The sequence below is a fragment of the Streptomyces sp. NPDC031479 genome (assembly GCF_055581065.1).
In genome coordinates this window covers 132,976-153,254 of record NZ_JBVIKC010000007.1, presented here as the reverse complement: position 1 = coordinate 153,254, position 20,279 = coordinate 132,976, and the positions used below count along the sequence as shown (strand labels likewise).

The window sequence follows — 20,279 nt, the reverse complement described above, 5'->3', positions numbered from 1 at the left end:
CGGACGGGGACGGGCCGGTCACGAACCGGGAGGGGCCCAGATCCGCCGGTACGCCTCGCGGTAGCCGGAGGGGTCCCAGGACGTGGCGCCGCGGCTGTTGGCGGCGGTGGCGATGTGGACGGGGGCGACGTACCCGCTTGCGGGCCGGGCGGCGAAGGCGCGGTTGAACTCGTCGACGATCTGCCAGCCCTGCTGGGACAGCGGTTCGGGGACGGTGGCCGCCTGGAACTGCCCGCTGTTGATCCGCTGGAACGCGGAGGGGTCGCCGTCGCCCGCGCCGATGTTGAAGGGGGGCCCGGAACCCGGTGCGCCGGCGGCGCGCAGGGCCGGGGCGGCGTCTGCGAAATAGAGGTCGTTGATGGCGACGGAATCCGTCCACCGGTCCCCGAAACGGGCCAGGAGGGAGGAGACCTCCTGGGGGGTGCGGCTGCCGGCATCGGGGATGGGGATGTTCTCGTACGCCAGGAGCCGGACGCCGGGACAGGTGGCGAGCTGCTTCTTGATCAGTTCGGCCTTGTTCCGGGCGAAGGGGACCGAGTCGTCGGTGAAGACGACGACCCCGGCGTTGCCCCGGGAGCGGGCGATGATCCAGTCGGCGCTGATCCGGGCCACGTCCTCCACCTTCGTGGTGACGTTGGTGAAGAGGCCGGCGCTCTCGCTCGGGCCGGGGGAGCCCACCGCGTGCCAGCCGACGAGCGGAATGTGCGCGGCCCGCGCCCGCGCCACCTGCTGGGAGGTCAGTTCCGGGTCGAAGCCGCCGATGACGATGCCCGAGGGCTTGAGGGTGACGGCCTGGCTGAGGGCCGCCTGGATGCCCGCGGGAGTGCCTCCGCCGTCGATCACCCGGACCTTCCAGCCGATGGCGTCGGCGGCTTCCTCCACGCCCTTCGCGACGCCAGCCACCCCGGGGTTGGTCATGGTCTGGGCGACGTAGACGAGGGTCTTGCCCGGTACCGCCGCGGGCCCGTCGGTGGGGCCGGTCCAGGTCGGGTCGGTGTTCTCGGCCCGCCGGACGGCGGCCCCGGCCTGGGCGAGGGCGGCGGGGCAGCCCGGGGCGGAGGGCCCGGGGGAGACCGGCCCGCCGCCCGACGACGGGCCGCCCCCGCAGCCGGCGAGGAGGGTGAGGGCCGCGCTCAGCAGGGCCGCGGCGGTGAAGGTGGCCTGGTGGTTGGCTTGCACGGTGCTCCTGACACGGGTGCGCGTACGACGGGTCGCGGTGCGTCGCGACGGGTTCTGGCTCTACGGGTGACGGGTCGCGCCGGCTCCGGTCCGCAGTCGGCGGCGCGCGGAGTAGCCGGCCAGGCCGACCGCGATGAGCAGGGTGGCGCCGTTGAACAGCGGCGTGGCCCAGAACCGGGCGCCGAGCTGGCCGATGCCGGCCAGGCCGATGGCGAGGACGGCGACGGCGACCACGGTCCCGAGGGCGTTGGCGCGGCCGGGCTTGATCGTGGTGGAACCGAGCAGGGCGCCGACGAAGGCGGGCAGCAGGTAGTCCAGTCCGACGCTCGGGTTGCCGGTCTGCTGCTGCGCGGCGAGCAGCACTCCGGCGAAGCCGAAGAGCAGGCCCGATCCGGCGAAGGCGTAGACGGAGTAGCGGTGGGTGGGGATGCCGATGATGCCGGCGGCGCGCGGGTTGGAGCCGATCACGTACAGGTAGCGGCCCAGCGGCAGCCGTTCCAGCACCAGCCAGAGGGTGCCCGCGACGGCCAGGACGTAGTACGCCGGCAGCGGCAGGCCGAGGAAGCGGGAGTCGTAGAGCCCGGTGAAGGCGGTGGGCAGGCCCTCCGGGCCGGGGACGATCCGGGCACCGTCGGTGATCCAGCCGGTGACGGCGTACATCATGCTGCCGGTGCCGAGCGTGGCGATGAAGGAGTCGATCCGCCCGAATTCGACGATGACCCCGTTGAGGGCGCCGACGGCCGCCGCCCCGGCCACCACCACGAGGCAGGCGAGCGGCCAGGGCCAGGCGTCGCTCACGATCAGGTCCAGCACCATGACGTGAGCCAGGCCGAGACCGTAGCCGATCGACAGGTCGAACTTCCCGGCGGCGATGGGGACGGTCGCGCCGAGCGCGAGGACGGCGGGGATCGACTGGTTGGAGAGGATCGAGGAGACGGTGTCCCGGGTGGGGAAGGTGGAGGGCAGGGCGAGGGAGAAGACGAGGAACAGCACGGCCGCGAGGGCCGGGAGGCCGTACGCGCCGACGTGGTGCCCGCGCAGGTGGTCGAGGAAGGGCCGGGACGAGGGGGAGGAGGTCATCGGTTCGTCCCCGGGCCGGTGACGGGGGGCATGGCCGAGGCGGTGCGGGTGAGTTCGGCGACCGTGAGGTCCGGGCCGGTCAGCTCGGCGCCCACGGTCCCGCGGACGAACACCAGAGCGCGGTGGCACACGCCCGCGACCTCCTCGAAATCGGTGGAGACGAGCAGGACCGCCAGACCGGAGGCGAGCGCGTCGTCGAGCAGCCGGTGGACCGTGGCCTTGGCCCCGACGTCCACGCCGGCGGTGGGCTCTTCGAGGACGAGCAGCCGCAGCCCGCCCCGGAGCCACCGGCCGACCATGACCTTCTGCTGGTTCCCGCCCGACAGGGTGGCGATGGGCACCTCGCTGTCGCGGGGGTGGACCGAGAACCGCTCGATCAGGGCGGCGGCCTCGGCGCGCTCGCGGCGGGGGCTCATCCAGCGCCACGCCGGGACCCCGGCGGACCGGGGGTTGGCCAGGAAGTTCTCCCGCACCGTCAGCGCGGCGGCGCAGCCCTCCCCCTGACGGTCGCCCGGGACGAGGGCGACCCCGCGGGCGAGGGCGGCGCGGACCGTGCGGGGCCGGTACGGGCGGCCGTCGAGCAGGATCCGCCCGCCGAGCAGCGGCCGGGCGCCGACGAGGGCCCGGCCCGGGTCGGTGTGGCCGGCGCCGGTCAGACCCACCATGCCGAGGACCTCGCCGGCCCGCAGCTCCAGGCTGACCTCCCTCGCGGCCGCCGTCCTCACGCGGTCCAGGCGCAGCAGGGGCGGGCCCGCCGCCGGGGTGGCGACGGGCCTGTGGCCGGCCTGCTCGTGGCCGACGATGGCGCGCACGAGCCGGGCGGGGCTGTGGCCGGCGAGCGGGCCCCGGTCGACGACGCGGCCGTCGCGCAGGACGGCGAAGGTGTCGGCGACCCGGTACACCTCGTCCAGCCGGTGGCTGACGTAGAGGATGCCGTGACCCTGGTCGCGCAGGGCGTGCAGGACGTCGAAGAGCCGTGCGCAGTCCGCCGCGGGGAGGGTGGCGGTCGGCTCGTCGAGGACGATCAGCTCCGCGCGGGTGGCCAGGGCGCGGGCGATGGCGACGAGCGAACGCTCGGCGGGGGCGAGTGCGGAGACCGGGGTATCGGCGTCCAGGTGGCCGCCGACCAGGCGCAGGGCCCGTGCGCAGCCCTCCCGGGTCCGCCGCCAGGAGATGAGGCCCCCGCGGCGCGGGTAGCCGGTGCCCAGGGCGATGTTCTCGGCCACGGTCATCCACTCGACGAGGCCGAGGTCCTGGTGGATGAAGGACATGTTCCGGGTCGCGGCGTGGGAGCCGAGCGGGTGCCCGGCCACCGTCACCTCGCCCTCGTCGGCGTGGTGGACCCCCGCGAGCACCTTGATGAGGGTGGACTTGCCGGCGCCGTTGGGCCCGAGCAGGGCGAGGACGCCACCCCGGTGGACGTCGAGGTCGACGGAGTCGAGCGCGCGGGTGCCGCCGAACCGCTTGCCGAGCCCGCGGACGCGGACGAGGGGCGGGGGCGCTCCGCCGGAGTGCGGGGGCGGACCGCCCGTCGATCTGCCGGGAGCGTCATGCACGGACTTCTCCGGGGGTCGGCCTCCGAGGTGTTCCCGACTGCATGGGGGATTCTATGCCGATGTGTCACCGTATCTACGGTATTTACCCCCTCTGAATGCCGGTCCCCGGCGGGGCCGGTCCCCGGCCGGTGGCGGACCGGCGGCGCCGTTCACGCGGCGTCCAGGGCGCACTCGGCCCAGATCACCTTCCCGCCGGTGGTGTAGCGGGTCCCCCAGGCCTGCGCGAGCTGGGCGACGAGGAACAGACCGCGGCCGCCCTCGTCGGTGGAGGCCGCGTGGCGCATGCGGGGAGCGGAGTTGCTCGCGTCGTGCACCTCGCAGATCAGGGTCCGGTCGTGGATCAGGCGGACCCGGATGGGCGCGCTCCCGTAGCGGACGGCGTTCGTGACCAGCTCGCTGAGCAGCAGCTCCGTGGCGAAGGAGGATTCCTCCAGCCCCCACCGGTCCAGCTGCTCCATCGCGGCGGCACGGACCCGGCCGACGAGGGCCGGATCGGGGTCCAGGTCCCAGGAGGCGATCCGGTCGGCGGGCAGGACGTTGGTGCGGGCGACCAGCAGTGCGATGTCGTCACCGGGGTGTTCGGGGGCCACGGCGTCCAGGACCGCCCGGCAGGTGTCCTCCGGGGCGCGGTCGGGGTGGGCCAGCGCGCCGCGCAGCTGGTCGAGGGCCGTGTCGATGTCGCGGTGGCGGTCCTCTATGAGCCCGTCGGTGTACAGGACCAGCTGGCTGTGGACGGGGAGGGTGATCTCCGCCGACTCGAAGGGCAGGCCGCCGAGGCCGAGCGGGGGACCGGCGGGCAGGTCGAGGAGCGAGACGCTGCCGTCGGGGAGTACGAGGGCGGGCGGGGGGTGGCCGGCGCGGGCGACGGTGCACTGCTGCGAGGTGGGGTCGTAGATCGCGTACAGGCAGGTGGCGCCGACGATGCCGGTGCTCCCGGCGCCGGGCGGGTCCCCGCCCTCCTCCCGGTCGAGCCGCACCATGAGGTTGTCCAGGTGCGTGAGGAGTTCGTCGGGGGCGAGTTCCAGTTCGGCGAAGTTGCGGGCGGCGGTGCGCAGCCGGCCCATGGTGGCGGCGGCGTGCAGTCCGTGGCCGACGACGTCGCCGACGAGGAGGGCGACGCGGGTGCCGGACAGGGGGATGACGTCGAACCAGTCGCCGCCCACCCCGGACTCGCCGGGCAGGTAGCGGTGGGCGACCTCGACGGCGCCCTGTTCGGGCAGGCCCCGGGGGAGCAGGCTGTGCTGCAGGGACAGTGCCAGGGTGTGCTCGCGCGTGTAGCGCCGGGCGTTGTCGATGCAGAGCGCGGCGCGGGCGGAGAGTTCCCTGGCCAGCGCCAGGTCGTCGTCGCCGTAGGGCGCGGGGTCCTGCGAGCGGTAGAAGCAGGCGATGCCGAGGAGAACGCCCCGGGCGAGCAGGGGCACGGTGATGAGGGAATGGATGTTGTGGGCGAGCAGCAGCTCCGCGTGCGCCGGGTCCTGGGCGATCCAGCCGAGGGCGGCCTTCAGATCGGGCTCCAGCACCGGCTGCCCGGTGGTCATGCAGCGCATGTGGGGCGTGGTGGGATGCAGGTTCACCTGCGCGCCGGCCGGGTAGAACGGGCAGTCCTCGCGGATGCCGTGGACCACCGTGCGCCGCATCTGCGCGGTCGGGTTGGGGGACTCCTCCCCGCGCAGCACGGCCTCGGGCATGTCGATGGTGACGAAGTCGGCCAGGCGCGGGACCGCCGTCTCGGCCAGTTCCCGGGCCGTGCGGTCCACGTCCAGGGTGGTGCCGATGCGGTTGCCCGCCTCGGCCAGCAGCTCCAGCCGGCGCCGCGCCGCGACGGCGTACCGTCCCACCTCCGGCTCGCCGACCAGGACCAGGCCCCGGACCGTGCCGGGGGCGGGGTCCGCGCCGGACGAGGGGGCGGGCGCGGGGGAGCCGGTGGCGGAGTCCGCGCGGGCGGGGGCGTGGCCGGCGGTGTGGCCGGCGGCGTCCGCGTGGGGCGGGGCGGGGGCGTGGCGCTCCGTGTCCTCGGGGATGAGCGCCTCGATGACGATCCCCTCCACCCCGGAGGAGCTGGTGACGGGACGGCTCACCAGGGTCACCGACCGGCCGCGGGACAGGGGTACCTCGGTGGCGGCCCGCCGGGCCGAGGACATCAGCTCCGTGGCCCGCTCCTTCAGGATCGACCGGTCGGACTGGTCCAGCTCGCTCTGGAGCAGCTCGGCCATGGCGAGCGGGTAGCCGTTGTGGGGCTCCATGCCGTTGCGGGCGGCGCGGAACCCCGCCTCCAGGTAGGCGTGGAGCAGTCCGCGCTCCCGTGCCGAGCTCTGTTCCATCAGGCGCCGCTCGACGGCCTCGGCGGCCCTGCGCACCAGCGGGACCAGTGCCGGGTCCGCGTCCGTGTAGGGGTAGCCGAGGCACAGCACGCCCTCGATGTGCCCGCTGAGCTGGTCGCGTACGGGGATGGCGGTGCAGGCGCTCGACTGGGAGCGTTCGGCGAAGTGCTCGGCGCCGTAGACCTGGACGAGGCCCCGCTCGGCGAGGGTGAGGCCGATGCCGTTGGTCCCCGCGACCTGCTCGGCGAACACGAAGCCGGGGACGGTCTGGATCGGGGCGAGGTGCCGGGGCAGGGACTTGTCCCCGAAGCGGCGCTCCAGTACGACACCGTGCCCGTCGGCGAGGCAGATGTTCATCCGGCTCCCCGTGAAGATCGACTGGAGCCGGTCGAGCACGGGAGCGGCGGCGCGCACGAGGGGGCCGTCCGCGTCGAAGTCCTGGGTGAACGGGAGGTCCGACCGGTCCGGGGACAGGCCCAGCAGCCGACAGCGCTCCCAGGAGCTCAGGATCTCGCCCCGCACGTCCCCCTGGACCGAATCGACCGTCTCGCCGTGCAGAAAACGATCACGTGAAAGCACGGGGCCGATGCGGTCTCCCACCACCCCCATCTGCACCACATCCCCTCGCCGGAACGCTCTCGATCGCCCGATTTGAGTATATTCCTCACATTTTAGGGCTGGGGTGGGTGGGGAGCGATCGGCGGGCCCCGGACCGCCTCACAGGACCGCGACCGGGTTGACGGGCGAGCCCGTGCCGCCGGGAACGTTCAGCGGGGTCACGACGAGCAGGAACGCGTACCGGCCCGCCCCGGCGCACGCGGCGGAGAGCGCTTCGAGGTCGAGGTTGTCCAGCAGGGGCACCCCCATGGCGGTGATCGCCAGGGTGTGCACGGGCGAGTGCACGCCCTCGACCGGCGACGGCCGTACGTCGCTGTCCCCGTCGGCGCCGAGCAGGCAGACGCCCCGCTCGGCCAGCAGCGGCAGGGCGTCCACGTGCCAGCCGGCGCTCGTGGCGTCGCAGTCCCAGGGGCCGAGCTCCCGGCGCCGGCGGAAGCGGCCCGAGCGCAGCAGTACCGCGTCCCCGTCGCCGAGCGTGACACCGAGTGCCCGCTCCGCGGCGGCCACGTCCGGAGCGTGCACCGCCCGGCCGGGCTCCAGCCAGTCGACCCCGAGGACGGCGGGCAGGTCGAGGAGCACGCCGCGGGTCACGAGCGGGCCGAGCGCCTGCACCGAGCCGAAGCGGGCGCCCCCGGCGCCGACGGACGCGCGCGCGTCGCGGCCGTCGTACAGCCGCCCCCGGTAGGCGAGGTGGGACAGGGCGTCGAGGTGGGTCACGCTCTTGCCGTGGTAGTCCGCGGCGAGGAAGTCCTTGTACGCGGACGGTTCCGGAGCCTCCACGTCGCCGAGGTCGGACATGTGGTGCAGGGCGGGCTTCGTGTTGTCCGGTCCGGGGCGGGTGTCCCAGGGGCGCCCCATCGGGACGACCGTGCCGGACCGGACCAGGGCCGCGGCCCCGCGCACGTGGTCCGCGGTCACCCGGTTCCACGCGCCGCGGTCGGGCGCGGACCAGCGGCCCCACGTACGGACCGCCTCGAAGAGCGCGTCGAACTCCCGCCGCGAGACGGCGGGCCCGTTGGCGGGGTCGCTGCTCATGCGTGTTCGGTGCTCCAGGGTTCGTACGGGCCGGCGCCCGCGCGCCCGCCTCCCCGGTCAGGATCCCCGCCCGGCGCGGTACCGGGCCGGGGGCGCGCGGGCGGGGGCCGTGACTTTCCCCCTCCGGAAGCGCCGGACGGGCGGGAGGGGCCGTCGCCCTCCCGCCCGTCCGGCGGAGTCCCGCGGGGTGCGGCCGGTCGTGGCGGCCGCGTCCGGTCAGAGGCCGGCCCGTCCGCTCGCCAGGGGCCACTCGCGGTTGAGGGTGCCGAGCGGGATGCGGCGGTCCATGACCGGCGTGCCGAACAGCGACAGCCCGAGGTGGAGCTGGCCGCTCAGGTCGAAGCCGCCGTGCAGCGCCCAGGAGCCCGTCGCCGAGGTCTTGCCGTCCGTGGACGCGCTCGCCTTGGCCTCGGCCTCGCCGCGCAGGTAGGGGGCGAAGTCGGCGCCGACGCCCACGACCCCGTACAGGCCGACGGAGGCCTCCGCGCCGAGCGCGGCCTTGACCTTTCCGGCGGCGGTGACCTCGGCCTTCACCGGGGAACTCTGCACGGCCGACGTGCTGACCGGGGTCCAGCCCTTGCCCGTGGCGTAGCTCCCGCCGACGCGGAAGTCGCCCTTGACGTCCTGCCGGACGTCGAGGGTGACCCGGCCGTCCGCCTCCACCTGGACGTAGCAGGTGAGGTCGAGGTTGACGACGACGGGCACCGGGCCCACCTGGATGACGGGGGAGCTGTGCAGCTTGGCGAACGGGATGCGCTTGGGCGCTCCCGTACTCGCGGCGGCGCGGCCCTTGAGCTCCCACTGGGAGGACCAGTCGCCGCTCATGCCGAGGAAGGCCGAGCGGGGGAGGGCGCCGGCGCCCTTGGCGCCCTCGTAGGAGAACTCCACCTCGGGGGCCAGCTGGACGAAGCCGGACACCGAGGCTCCGGCCGAGACGGGCGCGCCTTCGGCGCTGTCGACGGCGGCGTTGACGTCGAGGCGCAGGTTGCCCAGGGGCAGCTTGGCGCTGTTGGGACCGGAGCGCAGGCCTCCGCCCTTGGCCCAGGAGACGGTGACGCCCTTCATCAGGGGCTCGACCGCGACCGTGGCGGGGTCGACCGGGACCTTGCCGTCGGCCTTGTCGTCCTTCAGGACGGAGGCCAGGGTCGTGGAGGCGGTCTTCACCTCGGTGCCGCGTTCGGTCTTCTTGACGACCTCGGTGACCTTCGCGAGCAGGCCGTCCGGGGCGCCGGGCGCCGGGGCGCTGGCGATGACGTCGCCGACGGCGACGGGCTGGTCGGGTGTGGGGGAGTGGGTCGGGGAACCGCTGGGCCCCTGCGGGGTCTTGGATATGACGGCCCGTCCGCTGGCCTTGTCGTAGGAGGCGACCTTCAGCGAGGACTTCTCGGGCTGTGTCTGGCCGGTCCGGGTGCGGGCGATGGCGGACGGCGCGGCGGAGCCCTGCGGGGCGGCGTCCACGGTCAGCTGCTGGGTGCCGTCGCCCTGTGACGCGGTGGTGGGGGAGCCTCCCGCCTCGGCGACCGCGCCGGTGTGCGGTGTCGAGGAGCAGCCGGTGGCGGCGAGCGCCAGGGTGGTCAGGCCGGGGAGCAGGAGGCGTCGGGTGAGCGTGCGCACGTAGGTGTGACCTTCAGATCGGATAGCAGGTGTTACTCGTAAGTAATCTGAAGGTTGATCATGCCATGCGGACGCCGCGCCGGTCATCTCGGGATCCGGCCAACTCGGCTGCCGCGCAAGACAATTGAAGGTTCATCTACTGGGTGCGTCGTGGCGCGGGAGGGGGGCCTGGTCTCGGTGTAGCCGGCGGGCGCCCCCACCGCCGGCGGACGCGGTCCCGGGTGGCCGGACGGGTGTGCCGGCTCACCGCAACCCGTTTGAGCCGGACTCCGGTTGGGCGCGAGGGAATCGTGACGGCTGCCTTAGCCACGTCCGGGACAGTTCTCCAGGAAAGCTGTGGGGCGCATCGACGCCCCATGCGTCGAGTGCCCCGGCCGCATCGGCAACCCGATGTGCCGCGGAGACCGGTTTCTCCCGGGAGACCCGCACGTCCCAGGAACGGAAGGAAAACCGATGACCGTTGCCGCCCCGGCCGGAACGGTGGAGTGGGTGCGCCACGTCCTCGCCACCCACTGGGGCGACGCGTGGGGCGCCGCCGGACCGGTCCCGCTCACCGTCGCGGGCGCGGCCCCGCTCACCCACACCGCGGGGCTGTGGCGGGTCGCGGGGCCCGGCGGTGACCACGTGCTCAAGGTGCAGCTGAACACCGAGGCCGCCCGGCCCGGGAACTTCCCCGCCCTCAAGGCCCGGGTCCTCGCCCACTGCTCCCGGCGGGGCGTGCCCGTCCTGCCCGTCGTCCCCGCAGCCGACGGCCGGCCCGCCGTCCGGCACGACGGGATCCTGTGCGAGCTGTCGCCCCACAGCCCCGGGGTGCGGGCGAGCGGGGGCCGCGAGCAGGCCGACGCCATCGTCGCCGCCGGGCTGGCCCTGAGGGCCGCGCTGGACACCCTCCCCCTGGAGGTGACCGGCAAGCTGGCCACCGTACACCTGCCCCTCATGGTGGAGGAGGAGCACTGGCCGGCCGCCCTGCAGGACGCCGAGCGGCGCCTGCTGCCCCGGGCCGAGCGCGGAGCGGACCGCTGGCACCGTGCCGCAGCCCGCGTCCTGCGTGAACTCGCCGTCACCGCGCCGATGCTGAGGTCCCTGTCCCGGTCGCACCCGGTCGGTGCCGGCCGTCCCTCCGTCGTCCACGGGGACCTGCACGTCCACCACTTCCTGCTCTCCGGCCGCGGCACGGCCCGCGTGCTGGCCGTCCTCGACTTCGACAACCTCCAGGTGGCCGACCGGCTCCTCGACCTCGCCTGGACCGCCGACACGGCGGTCCTCGCCTGCGGCGCCGACACCGGCGCCGCCCGTGACGTCCTCGCCCGCTTCCTGCGCACCGGCCGCGGCCGCGGGCTGCTGAAGCCCGGGGACGAGGTGCTCCTCATGCCCCTCCTGATGGCGCACTCGCTGCCGGTCATCGTGGACATCGCCAAGGACATCCTCGACCGCGGCATCCTGACCCCCCAGTGGCTCGCCTACTTCGAGCTGCTGTCCCCGGCGCGAAGACTCGCCGTCCACCGGCTGCTCAGCGCCGCCGCGGCCGGCTGACCGCCTCCGCCGGCACCCCGTACCCGCCCCCGCCCCCGCCGGGCCGCCTCGGCCTGCCCGCGCACCCCCGCCCCCTCACCCGAAGGAGCCGTACATGACGACGACCACCACACCATCGGACCCCGCTTCCTCCTGGCCCGCCGACCTGTCGGCCTTCTGCTTCGAGGTGCCGCACTCGTCGGAGTCCCTGCTCTTCGAGTCCGCCAAGGGCATCCGCCTCTCCGACGCGGCCGGCCGCAGTTACCTCGACGCGCTCTCCGGCGTCTTCGTGACCTGCTTCGGCTACGACTGCGAGCCCATCGTCGGCGCCGTGAGCCGGCAGTTGCGGACCCTGCCCTTCAACCCGCCCCTGCACGGCACCAACCGCGCCGCCCTGGAACTGGCGCGGGCCCTCGTCGACCTGGCGCCCCCCGGCATCACGGCCGCCAAGCTCGTCAACGGCGGCTCGGAGGCCGTGGAGGCCGCGATGCGCCTGGCCAGGCTCCACCACCGCGCCCGCGGCAACCCCGGCAAGGTGAAGGTCCTCAGCTACTACCACGGCTACCACGGGGCCACCTTCGGTTCCCTGTCCCTGACCGGACGGCCCGACGTCACCCGTTTCGGCCCCGGGCTCCCGGGCGTCGTGCACGTGTGGCCGCCGGACTGCCTGGAGTCCTTCTGGGACGTCCCGCCGGAGAAGTCGGGCGCCCTCGCCGCGTCCATGATCGAGCGGACCATCGAGGCCGAGGGGCCCGACTCGGTGGCGGCGATCGTCATGGAACCCGTCATCCACCTGCGCGGCATGGCCATCGCGCCGGCCGACTACCTCGCCCGGGTCCGCGAGGTCTGCGACCGCCACGACGTCCTGCTGGTCTTCGACGAGATCGTCACCGGATTCGGCCGCACCGGAGCGCCCTTCGCCGCCCAGACCTTCGGGGTGACCCCCGACATCCTCTGCGTCGGCAAGGGCATCTCCGGCGGGTACGCCCCCCTGGCAGCCGTCCTGATGGCCGGGCACGTCGCCGAGGCGCTCGGCGAGACCGGCGGGCCGGTGTCCTTCGCCCCCTCGCACACCTACGCCGCCAACCCGCTGGCCGCCGCCGCCGGACTCGCCGCCGTCACGCTGTTCCGCGAGGGCGGCTACCAGGAGCGGATCGCCGAGCTGGCCGCGTACACCGAGCCCCGGCTCCGCGCCCTCGCCGAGGCCCACGGAGCCACCCTGCGCGCCGTCGGCCTCCTCTACGGAGTCAAGCTCACCGCCGCCGCCGAGGACGCCGAGCGCCTCGGCGAACGGGTGGCCTCGGCCTGCCTGCGCCGCGGCCTGATCATCCGGGGCCAGGACGACTGGGTGGTCCTCGCCCCCGCGTTCGTCACCACCCCGGCGGAGGTCGACGAGATCCTGGGGATCCTGGGCGAGGCACTCGACGAGGTCCGCGGAGCCGGCCGGTGAACGACCTCCACGCGACGTTCGCCGCCCCCGCCCGCGAAGCACTGCCCCGCCTCACGCCCGCCGAACGCCGGGTCGTCGAGCACGAGTTACGAGAGATGGAGCGTCAGTCCCGCGACGGCGGCAGGCTCCTGGACGGCCTGCGCGAGGTCGCCGCACGGGTGCCCCAACGCCTCTACGCGGACAGCGCCGAGGTCCTCCTGCGAATGCACGAGATCGCGGGCTCCGGCAACCTCCAGAGCAACCTGTCCTCACTGGCCCTGGTCCGCGCCTGCTTCGCCCACGGCTTCGTCGACAGCGGGGACGGCGGCACGGAAGGCACCGGCGCCGGTCCGGCCGAACTCGTCGTCGGCCGCGGCCACATCGCCCCGGCCTTCTACGCCGAACACTACGTACGCGGAACCCTGCCCTTCGCCCCCCTGACCACCCTCCACCAGGGCGGCCTCACCGGCGTCGTCCACCGCGACCTGGGCTTCCGCGCCACCATGCGCTACAGCCTCGGCGTCGGTGTCGCGCAGGCGGTCAGCCTCGCCTGGGAGCTCGCGCGCGGCGGCTCCGACCGCAAGGTCGTCTGCCTCGCCGGGGACGGCGAACTCCACGAGGGGGCCGCCTTCGAGGCACTGCGCTTCGCGCACGACGCGGGACTGACGAACCTGCTCCTCGTCGTCGACGCCAACGGCAAGGGCATCGAACCACTGGCCAGGCCGCTCAACACCGCCTACCTGTCCGCCTACCTGGGGACCCTCGTCGAGGTGGACGGCTGCGACGACGGGGCCGTGGAAGCGGCACTCGGCGAGCTCCTCGCCCGCCCCGGACCGGCCGCACTCGTGTGCCGCACCCGCAAGGGGGACCACAGCTTCAAACCGGCGGACGCGGTCGCGGCGCGGCCCGCCCCCGGCCGGCCCGTGTCCTTCGCCTCGACCGCAGGGCGGATGCTGGGCGCCCACCGCGAACGCACCGGGCGCGAACTGGCCGTCTTCACGCCCGACATGGCCGCCCGGTTCGGACTGGCCGGACACGTGCCGTACACCAACACCGGTCTCGCCGAGACCCTGACCGTCGGGATGACCCTCTCCCTGCCCGACCACCTCACCAAGGTCGTCGCCACCGACGCCATGTACTACATGGACTCGCTGAGCATGCTCACCGAGGCCACCACCAGCGTCCGCAACCTCCTCGTCCTGGCCGGACGCAGCTGGGGCGCGTGGGGCGGCGCGCACAACGCGACCAACCTCCTGGGACTGCTGCTGCACACCCGCGTCTACGAGCCGGTCACCGCCGCCGAGTTCCAGGCCTGCCTGGACCGGCTCGCCCGGGACCCGGCCACCACCCACGTCGTCAGCATGATCGACGCCGCGTTCGAGCCGCCGGCCCGGGACTGCTCGGCCGACATCGACGGCGGCGTCTGGCTCACCCCGCCCGGCGAGGGCCCCGACGCCGTCGACGCCACCGTCGTCACCTTCGGCTACGCGGGCGTCCTGGTGGAGGCCGCCAACCGGGACGTGGGCCTGCCCCACCTGCACTGCGCCGCGCTCGACCCCCGGCTCGACCCCGCCGGCCTCGACGTCCTCGCACGCTCGCGCCGCATCCTGAGCGTCGAGTACAACGGCGCGGGCAGCGGCTTCGGGGAACGCCTGCGCGCCCGGCACCTGCTGCCCGTCGAAGTGCACGCCGTCCGCCGGGACATCGCCACCCGCGTGCACCGGCACCAGCTGCCGCTGCACGGCATGAGCCCCGGACCGCTGCGCGAACGGCTCGCCGGGCTGCTGGAAAACCGGGAGGGGTCCGGCCATGCGCCTGCATACGCATGACTACCGGGCGCCGCGGACCGACGGCATCGTCGACGGCGCGATCCTCATGCACCGCGAGATGTCCCGCCTCCTCGCCCGGCGCGGCTCCGTCACCCTCCACGACCTGACCAGCGGCCCCGACTGCGTCGCCGGACTGGGCGAGGACGACGTGGTGTACGCCGGGTCGGGCCCGTACGCCTTCCTCTACCACCACTGGCGCGCGCTGCGGGGAGGCCGCTTCCGGATCGTCCGCGAGGCCCACACCGCCCTCTGGTCGGGCTACTGGGCCCAGGAGGAGCTGTGCGCCTCGCTGGTGCGGCCCGGTGACCTGGCCCTGTTCCCGACCGAGTACACGCGCCGGCTGTTCCGCGCGAACTTCCCGTCCGTGACCGACGCCGGCTCCGCCGTGGCCTACCCGATGCTGGACCGGCTGCCCCGACGGGAACCGCGCCCCCTCCCGCCCACCGGGGCACCCCTGCGCATCGGCTATCTGGGAGCGCTCTCGCTCGCCAAGAACTTCGACCAGGTCGTGTCGGTGTTCGCCCGGTGCCACCGCGCCTCGGACGGCGCCGTCACCCTGGTCTGCGCGGGCAAGCCGAACGACCCCCGCTGGGAGACCTCCGCCGTGCACGCCGCGCTGGGCCGGGCCGGGGTGCCCCCGGAGGCCGTGCGCATGGAGGGAGTCCGCCCCCAGGAGGAGCTCCCCGCCTTCTTCGAGGGGATCGACGTCCTGCTCTTCCCCAGCACCGCCTCACGGGAGACCCTCGGCAGGGTGGTCCTGGAGGCCCTGGCCCACGGGGTCCCCGTGCTGGCCGCCGACGTCGGCCCCGCCGTCGAACTGCTCCCCGCCCGCAACCTCGTCCCCACCACCCTCGACGTCCACGGCACCTTCGACATGGGCCGCGTCGGACCGCTCGGCCGGGTCGACGAGGACGTCCTGACCCGGAAACTGCTCACTCGCGACATCGCACCGGCTGCCCTGCTCCATGAGGCCCCGTACACCGACGCGGCCTTCCTGCGGGCCCTCGCCGGAGAACCGGCGCCGGCTCCGGACGGCCACGACCGCATCCTGCCCGGGGCCGTGCGCGTCGCACCCCGTACGGGCACCGCCCCGGACGCGGCGGCGGCCACCGCCCTCTTCCGGGACTTCTTCGAACGCCGGGACGGCGCCGTCCGCGCCGCCCTCGACGCCCTCGCCGAGCGCACCGGCCACGACGACCCGGCCCTGCGCCGCATCATCGCCGCACCCGAGCGCAACCTCGCCGACTACCGGGCCTTCCCGCGCCTGCTGGACGCGCTGGTCCTGCCCCCGCTGGCCTACACCCTCGCGCCCGCCCCGGCGGGCGCCGTCCCGACAGGAGTCACCCCATGACAACGGACCGCGCACCGGCCCCCACCGGACAGGTGGCGCTCGTCATCGGCGGCGGCCGCGGCATCGGCGCCGCCGTGGCCGAGGCCTTCGCCCGCCAGGGCGCCCGGGTGGTCGCCGCCGACACCGACCGGCTGCCGTCCTCGTTCAACCACTACCGCTCGACCGCCGTCACCGGTTACACCGAGGCCCGCGCGCTGGCCGACCGGCTCGCCGCGGAGGGCCTGGCCGTGACCGCCGCCGAGGTCGACGCGACCGACGAGGAGGCCGTGGACCGGCTCTACGCGGGGATCGCCGACGGGGAGGGCCGTCTCGACACGGTCGTCAACGCCTTCGGCGTCACCCACGTCAGCCCGGTCGAGACCATGGAACTCGCCGAGTTCCGGCACGTGGTGTCCGGCAACCTCGACGGGGTCTTCCTCTCCTCCCGGGCCGCCCTGCCCCTGCTGCGCGCCTCCGGCGGCGGCTCCATCATCAACTTCTCCTCGGTCTCGGGACGTTCGGGCTTCTCCAAAGTCGCGCACTACTGCGCGGCCAAGTTCGGGGTGATCGGCTTCACCGCCGCCCTCGCCCAGGAGGTCGCCAAGGAGAACATCCGCGTCAACGCCGTCTGCCCGGGCATCGTCCGGTCCAACATGTGGCGCTACCTCCTCTCGGAGTTCGTCCGCCCCGGCGAGAGCGAGGACGAGTGCTGGGAGCGCATGCGGGCGATGGTGCCGCAGCGGGAGTTCCAGACGCCCGAGGACATCGCGGGGCTGGTCCTGTACCTGGCGTCGGCGCCCCGCGTGACCGGCCAGGCCGTCAGCATCGACGGCGGGATGTCGGCCCCGTGACCGCCCCCGCCGCCGCGGTGACCACCCCCGCCCCCGACGGCGTCACCACGGCCCCGACCGCCGCGGTGACCGCTCCCGGCGCGACACCGCCCCGGGGGCGCGCCCTCGCCTTCGACGACACCGGCTGGACGTTCTCGGGCCCCGGCGCCCTGGCGGCCCGTGACCCGGCCACCCTGGAGATCCGCGCCGACCGGGGCGCCGACCTCTTCGCGATGCCGGGCTTCCACGAGGCCTCCGGCGTCCCCCTGCTGGGCCGGACGCTGACCGGCGACCACACCGTCCGCGCCCGGGTCGCCGTCCGGGGCGGGGCCTTCGGCGACGCGGGAGGCATCCTCGTCCACGGCGCCGACGGCTGGTTCAAGGTCTGTGTGGAGCGGACCAGGGCGGGCGGCTGGGCGGTGGTGACCGTCGTCTCCCGCCCGCTGTCGGACGAGGCGATGGGACCGGCCCTGGCCGGCCCGCGCGCCGAGCTGCTGGTGACCCGCGAGGGCGGGCGCCACGCGGTGTTCTGCCGCGAGGACCCGGACGGGCCCTGGCTCTTCGTACGCACCTTCCTCGGCCCCGCGGATCCCGACGTACGGCTCGCCCTGTTCGCGCAGGCGCCGTTCTCCGACTCCTGCACGGCGGTCTTCACCGGAGCCCGGTGGAGCCCCCGCGCCCTGGCGGACCGGCGGTGAACGCCGGCACCGCGGACGGGAGCGACCTGATCATGTTCTGGAACCTCTACGAGGCGGGCATCGAGCGCCTCGCGGGCCGCCACGAACGCTGGCTGGCCCAGTGCGAGCTGGTCGCCGCGCTGCGGCCGCGCGTCCTGCTCACCACGGAGGGCTGGGGCTGGCACCGGAACGACGGGGCGCTCTTCGAGGACGCCAAGGCCGCCTTCGGCATGGACGGCGAGCTGTTCCTCGCGAAGACCGGCTGCCACCAGGCCGTCTTCTGGCAGCGGGACATCGAGCGGCTGGGCACGGAACGGCCCGCACCCGAACTGACCCACTGGCACGGCCACGGCCTGGCGACCCTGGGCCTGCCGGGCTGGACGACACCCCTGCGGTTCCTGGTGGCCCACCTCGACCCGTTCAGCCCGACCGGGCGGCGGATCGAGTCGGACCACCTGCGCCGCCACGCCGACCCCGCCCTGGCGCCGCTGGTGGCGGGGATGGACGCCAACAGCCTGCCGCCCGGCGACCCCGAGCCGGACTGGAGCCGGGTGCCCCGCCACCGCAGGGCCGACCACCTCCTCGACGCGGCCGACCGGGCCGACCGCACGCCCGTGGCCCGGCTGCTGGGGAACCCGTCCGACCCCCTCCTCGTGGACGCGGGCGCCCATCTGGGCCTGCGTGCACCCACCTTCGGCACGGCGGGCCCCGGGCAGGAGGCGCAGCGCCGCATCGACCTGTTCCTGCTGTCCCCCTCCCTCGTCCCCGGCCTGCTCGCCTACGGGGCGCCCGACCCGTGGCCCGACCGGCGCGCCGGCCGCCCGCCCGCCTCCGACCACCGGCCCGTCACGATCCGGCTGCGCCGCCGGTGACCCGACCTCCCCGAAAGGCAGTGGATTCCCCGTGCGACCCACCGGACCGGCCGCAGACGGCCCCGACCCCACCGCGAGACGTCCGGGCGGCGGCCCCGCCCGCGGCCGCCCCGGCGCCCGCGTAACCGCCCCCGGCACCGCCCCGGGCCGGACCCCCCTCGACGCCGTGATCTTCGACCTCGACGGCACCCTGGTGGACTCCGTCCGCCCCGACTTCCTCGCCTGCGGCGCCCTGTTCGCCGAGTACGGGCAGCGGCTGCCCCGGGAGTTCTGGGCCCGGGAGGTCTGCGGCCGCCCCGAGGGCTATCCGGCCCTGTTCGCGCTGCTGCGCGGCGCGAGCGGGGCGGCGGCGCCGGACGACGCCGCGCTGCGGCGGCGGCTCGGGCAGCTGTGGGAGGTCCACATGACGCCCGAGCTGGTCCGTCTGCTCCCCGGCGTGCCGGGGGCGCTGGAGCGGGCCCGCGCCGCCGGGCTGCGCCTGGCCGTCGCCTCCTCCTCCGACGGAGACTGGGTGCGCCGGTGGCTGCGCCACTACGGCCTCGGCCGCCACTTCGACGCCGTCGTCACCGGCGACGACGTCACCCGGCGCAAACCGGATCCCGAGGCGTACCTGACGGCCGCGGCGGCCCTCGGGGCCGAACCGGGCCGCTGTCTGGCCGTGGAGGACTCCCTCACCGGCGTCGCGGCCGCACGGGCGGCCGGCATGACGGTCGTGGCGGTGCCCACCGCCCTGACCCGCGGCCTGGACCACGGGGCGGCCGACCGGATCCTGCCCGACCTGTCGGCCCTGCACTTCACCGGGCCGGCCACCTTTCCGCGCGACAAGACATTCTGAGGTGCCGTGATGATCGAGAACATTCAGGAAACCGTTTCCCTCCTGTCCCGGCGCGAGCGCGAGGTCCTCGTGCATCTGGCCGAAGGCGACACCTATTGCAAAATAGCCCGCCGCATGGGACTCAGCGTCCATACCGTCGACACCTATCTGCGCCGCATCCGTGGAAAGACGGGTGCCACCACGCGCGTTCAGATGGCATTCCTCGCGATGTGCGCGGCGCAGACGACCGCGCCCATCTCCTCGACGGTCCCGGAATCCCGTGACTTGGCCGCGTGAAGCGACCCCGGCAAAGTAATACCTGTCAGCGGGGAACGGATCAGGAAACACCGCGAACCGCACGACAACAGAACGACCCTCATCCGAATGGAAAAAGGAGCACACCATGAAGAAGATCGAGCTCGCCGCGAAGCCCGTCCAGACCCGCACCATCAAGATCCACCGCCAGGGCTGATCCACCCCGCGAAAACACCGATCGGGGGCCGGCGGCACACCACCGGCCCCCGATGGTCCGTACCGAGTCACGAGCGAGGGAGGTGCCGTTCATGACGTCCGCACAACCGGTGGTCGACCTCATGTGGGCGCACTGGAAGACGAAGACCCTGCTGAGCGCACTCGAAACGGGCGTGTTCGGCGAACTCGCCGCAGGCCCCCTCGAAACCGGTGAACTGGCGGCGCGCACCGGGGTCCACGAACGCGTCGCCCCCGACTTCTTCGACGCGCTCGTGGCCCTCGGACTCCTGGAACGCCACGGCGCGCACTACTCCAACTCCCCGGCCGCCGGCACCTACCTGGACCCGGCCAGGAGCGAGGCCTACCTCGGCGGCGGCTTCGTCGACCGGAGCACAGGCCTGGCCGACGACCTCACCCGGGTCCTGCGCTCGGGCGAGGCCCTGAACGGCGCCCACACCGGCCGGGACTACTACGAGGCGGTCTACCGGACCACCGGCTCCGTCCGCTCCTTCCAGCGCGACATGACGGCACTGAGCATCGACTCGGCACAGGCGATCGCCGAGGAGTTCCCCTGGCACGACTACGGCTCGCTCGCCGACATCGGCTGCGCCGAAGGGGCACTGTCCACCCGGGTCCTGCTCCGCCACCCCCACCTCACCGCCACCGGATTCGACCTGCCGCCCACCCGGGACGGCTTCCTCGCCTACACCGGGGCGCACGGACTGACGGAACGCCAGGTCTTCGCGGAGGGGGACTTCTTCCAGGACGACCTGCCCCGGGCCGACGTGATCGTGTTCGGCCACGTCCTGCACAACTGGGACCTGGAGACCAAGAAACTCCTGCTGCGCAAGGCGTACGAGGCCCTGCCCCCCGGCGGCGCCGTCCTCGTCTACGAGACCCTGATCGACGACGAGCGGCGCGACAACGCCATCGGCCTGATCCTCAGCCTCATCATGCACATGGAAGTACCGGAAGGGTTCGACTACACCGGCGCCGACTGCACCGCCTGGATGCGGGAATGCGGATTCCGCGACACCCGGGTCCGCCACCTCGCCGGCCCCGAATCGATGGTGGTCGGCATCAAGCCCGCACCGGGCGAGTGAGGGAGCGTA

General features: G+C 74.3%; 16 protein-coding genes. 10 read left to right on the top strand and 6 right to left on the bottom strand.

The features are described 5' to 3' along the window. Positions 1 to 18: 18 nt before the first annotated feature. The 6 genes from ACZ5D2_RS11045 to ACZ5D2_RS11020 form a co-directional block, all read right to left on the bottom strand. Entirely contained in the window at positions 19 to 1,179 is a 1,161-nt protein-coding gene (locus ACZ5D2_RS11045; protein ID WP_371680430.1) for a substrate-binding domain-containing protein, read from the bottom strand. A gap of 60 nt (positions 1,180 to 1,239) precedes the next feature. Then, positions 1,240 to 2,259, bottom strand: a complete 1,020-nt coding sequence (locus tag ACZ5D2_RS11040; RefSeq protein ID WP_371680431.1) for an ABC transporter permease — start codon at positions 2,257 to 2,259, stop codon at positions 1,240 to 1,242. Continuing rightward, entirely contained in the window at positions 2,256 to 3,815 is a 1,560-nt protein-coding gene (locus tag ACZ5D2_RS11035) for a sugar ABC transporter ATP-binding protein (protein WP_468928700.1), read from the bottom strand. Before ACZ5D2_RS11035 ends, ACZ5D2_RS11040 begins: the two co-directional genes overlap by 4 nt. 149 nt (positions 3,816 to 3,964) lie before the next feature. Then, a complete protein-coding gene (locus ACZ5D2_RS11030) occupies positions 3,965 to 6,745 on the bottom strand; it encodes a SpoIIE family protein phosphatase (protein ID WP_371680433.1) in 2,781 nt (926 codons plus the stop codon). 108 nt (positions 6,746 to 6,853) lie between these two features. Next, positions 6,854 to 7,789 (bottom strand): cyclase family protein, encoded by a 936-nt coding sequence (locus tag ACZ5D2_RS11025; protein WP_371680434.1) that lies wholly within the window; start codon positions 7,787 to 7,789, stop codon positions 6,854 to 6,856. 216 nt (positions 7,790 to 8,005) lie between these two features. Beyond that, positions 8,006 to 9,403 (bottom strand): hypothetical protein, encoded by a 1,398-nt coding sequence (locus ACZ5D2_RS11020; protein WP_468928698.1) that lies wholly within the window; start codon positions 9,401 to 9,403, stop codon positions 8,006 to 8,008. Between the two features lie 453 nt (positions 9,404 to 9,856). Between ACZ5D2_RS11020 and ACZ5D2_RS11015 the strand changes: the two genes are divergently transcribed. The 10 genes from ACZ5D2_RS11015 to ACZ5D2_RS10970 all read left to right on the top strand — a co-directional run bounded on the left by ACZ5D2_RS11015 (position 9,857) and on the right by ACZ5D2_RS10970 (position 20,270). Continuing rightward, entirely contained in the window at positions 9,857 to 10,936 is a 1,080-nt protein-coding gene (locus ACZ5D2_RS11015) for a phosphotransferase (protein ID WP_371680436.1), read from the top strand. Between the two features lie 94 nt (positions 10,937 to 11,030). Further along, entirely contained in the window at positions 11,031 to 12,365 is a 1,335-nt protein-coding gene (locus tag ACZ5D2_RS11010; protein WP_468928696.1) for an aminotransferase family protein, read from the top strand. Next, positions 12,362 to 14,173, top strand: coding sequence for a 1-deoxy-D-xylulose-5-phosphate synthase N-terminal domain-containing protein (locus ACZ5D2_RS11005; protein ID WP_468928694.1), 1,812 nt, complete (start codon positions 12,362 to 12,364; stop codon positions 14,171 to 14,173). The genes ACZ5D2_RS11010 and ACZ5D2_RS11005 overlap by 4 nt, the downstream gene beginning before the upstream one ends. Further along, positions 14,154 to 15,524, top strand: coding sequence for a glycosyltransferase (locus ACZ5D2_RS11000; protein WP_468928692.1), 1,371 nt, complete (start codon positions 14,154 to 14,156; stop codon positions 15,522 to 15,524). Before ACZ5D2_RS11005 ends, ACZ5D2_RS11000 begins: the two co-directional genes overlap by 20 nt. Then, positions 15,521 to 16,354: an SDR family NAD(P)-dependent oxidoreductase gene (locus ACZ5D2_RS10995; protein WP_468928690.1), complete on the top strand. Its 834-nt coding sequence runs from the start codon at positions 15,521 to 15,523 to the stop codon at positions 16,352 to 16,354. Before ACZ5D2_RS11000 ends, ACZ5D2_RS10995 begins: the two co-directional genes overlap by 4 nt. Next, on the top strand, positions 16,351 to 17,031 hold the full coding sequence (locus ACZ5D2_RS10990) for a DUF1349 domain-containing protein (protein ID WP_371680442.1): 681 nt from the start codon (positions 16,351 to 16,353) through the stop codon (positions 17,029 to 17,031). Before ACZ5D2_RS10995 ends, ACZ5D2_RS10990 begins: the two co-directional genes overlap by 4 nt. After that, a complete protein-coding gene (locus ACZ5D2_RS10985) occupies positions 17,028 to 17,882 on the top strand; it encodes an endonuclease/exonuclease/phosphatase family protein (protein ID WP_468928687.1) in 855 nt (284 codons plus the stop codon). Before ACZ5D2_RS10990 ends, ACZ5D2_RS10985 begins: the two co-directional genes overlap by 4 nt. 31 nt (positions 17,883 to 17,913) lie before the next feature. Beyond that, positions 17,914 to 18,717 (top strand): HAD family hydrolase, encoded by an 804-nt coding sequence (locus tag ACZ5D2_RS10980; protein WP_468928685.1) that lies wholly within the window; start codon positions 17,914 to 17,916, stop codon positions 18,715 to 18,717. Between the two features lie 9 nt (positions 18,718 to 18,726). After that, positions 18,727 to 18,993: a response regulator transcription factor gene (locus ACZ5D2_RS10975; RefSeq protein ID WP_371680445.1), complete on the top strand. Its 267-nt coding sequence runs from the start codon at positions 18,727 to 18,729 to the stop codon at positions 18,991 to 18,993. A gap of 266 nt (positions 18,994 to 19,259) precedes the next feature. Beyond that, entirely contained in the window at positions 19,260 to 20,270 is a 1,011-nt protein-coding gene (locus tag ACZ5D2_RS10970) for a methyltransferase (protein WP_371680446.1), read from the top strand. The last annotated feature ends 9 nt before the right edge of the window (positions 20,271 to 20,279 follow it).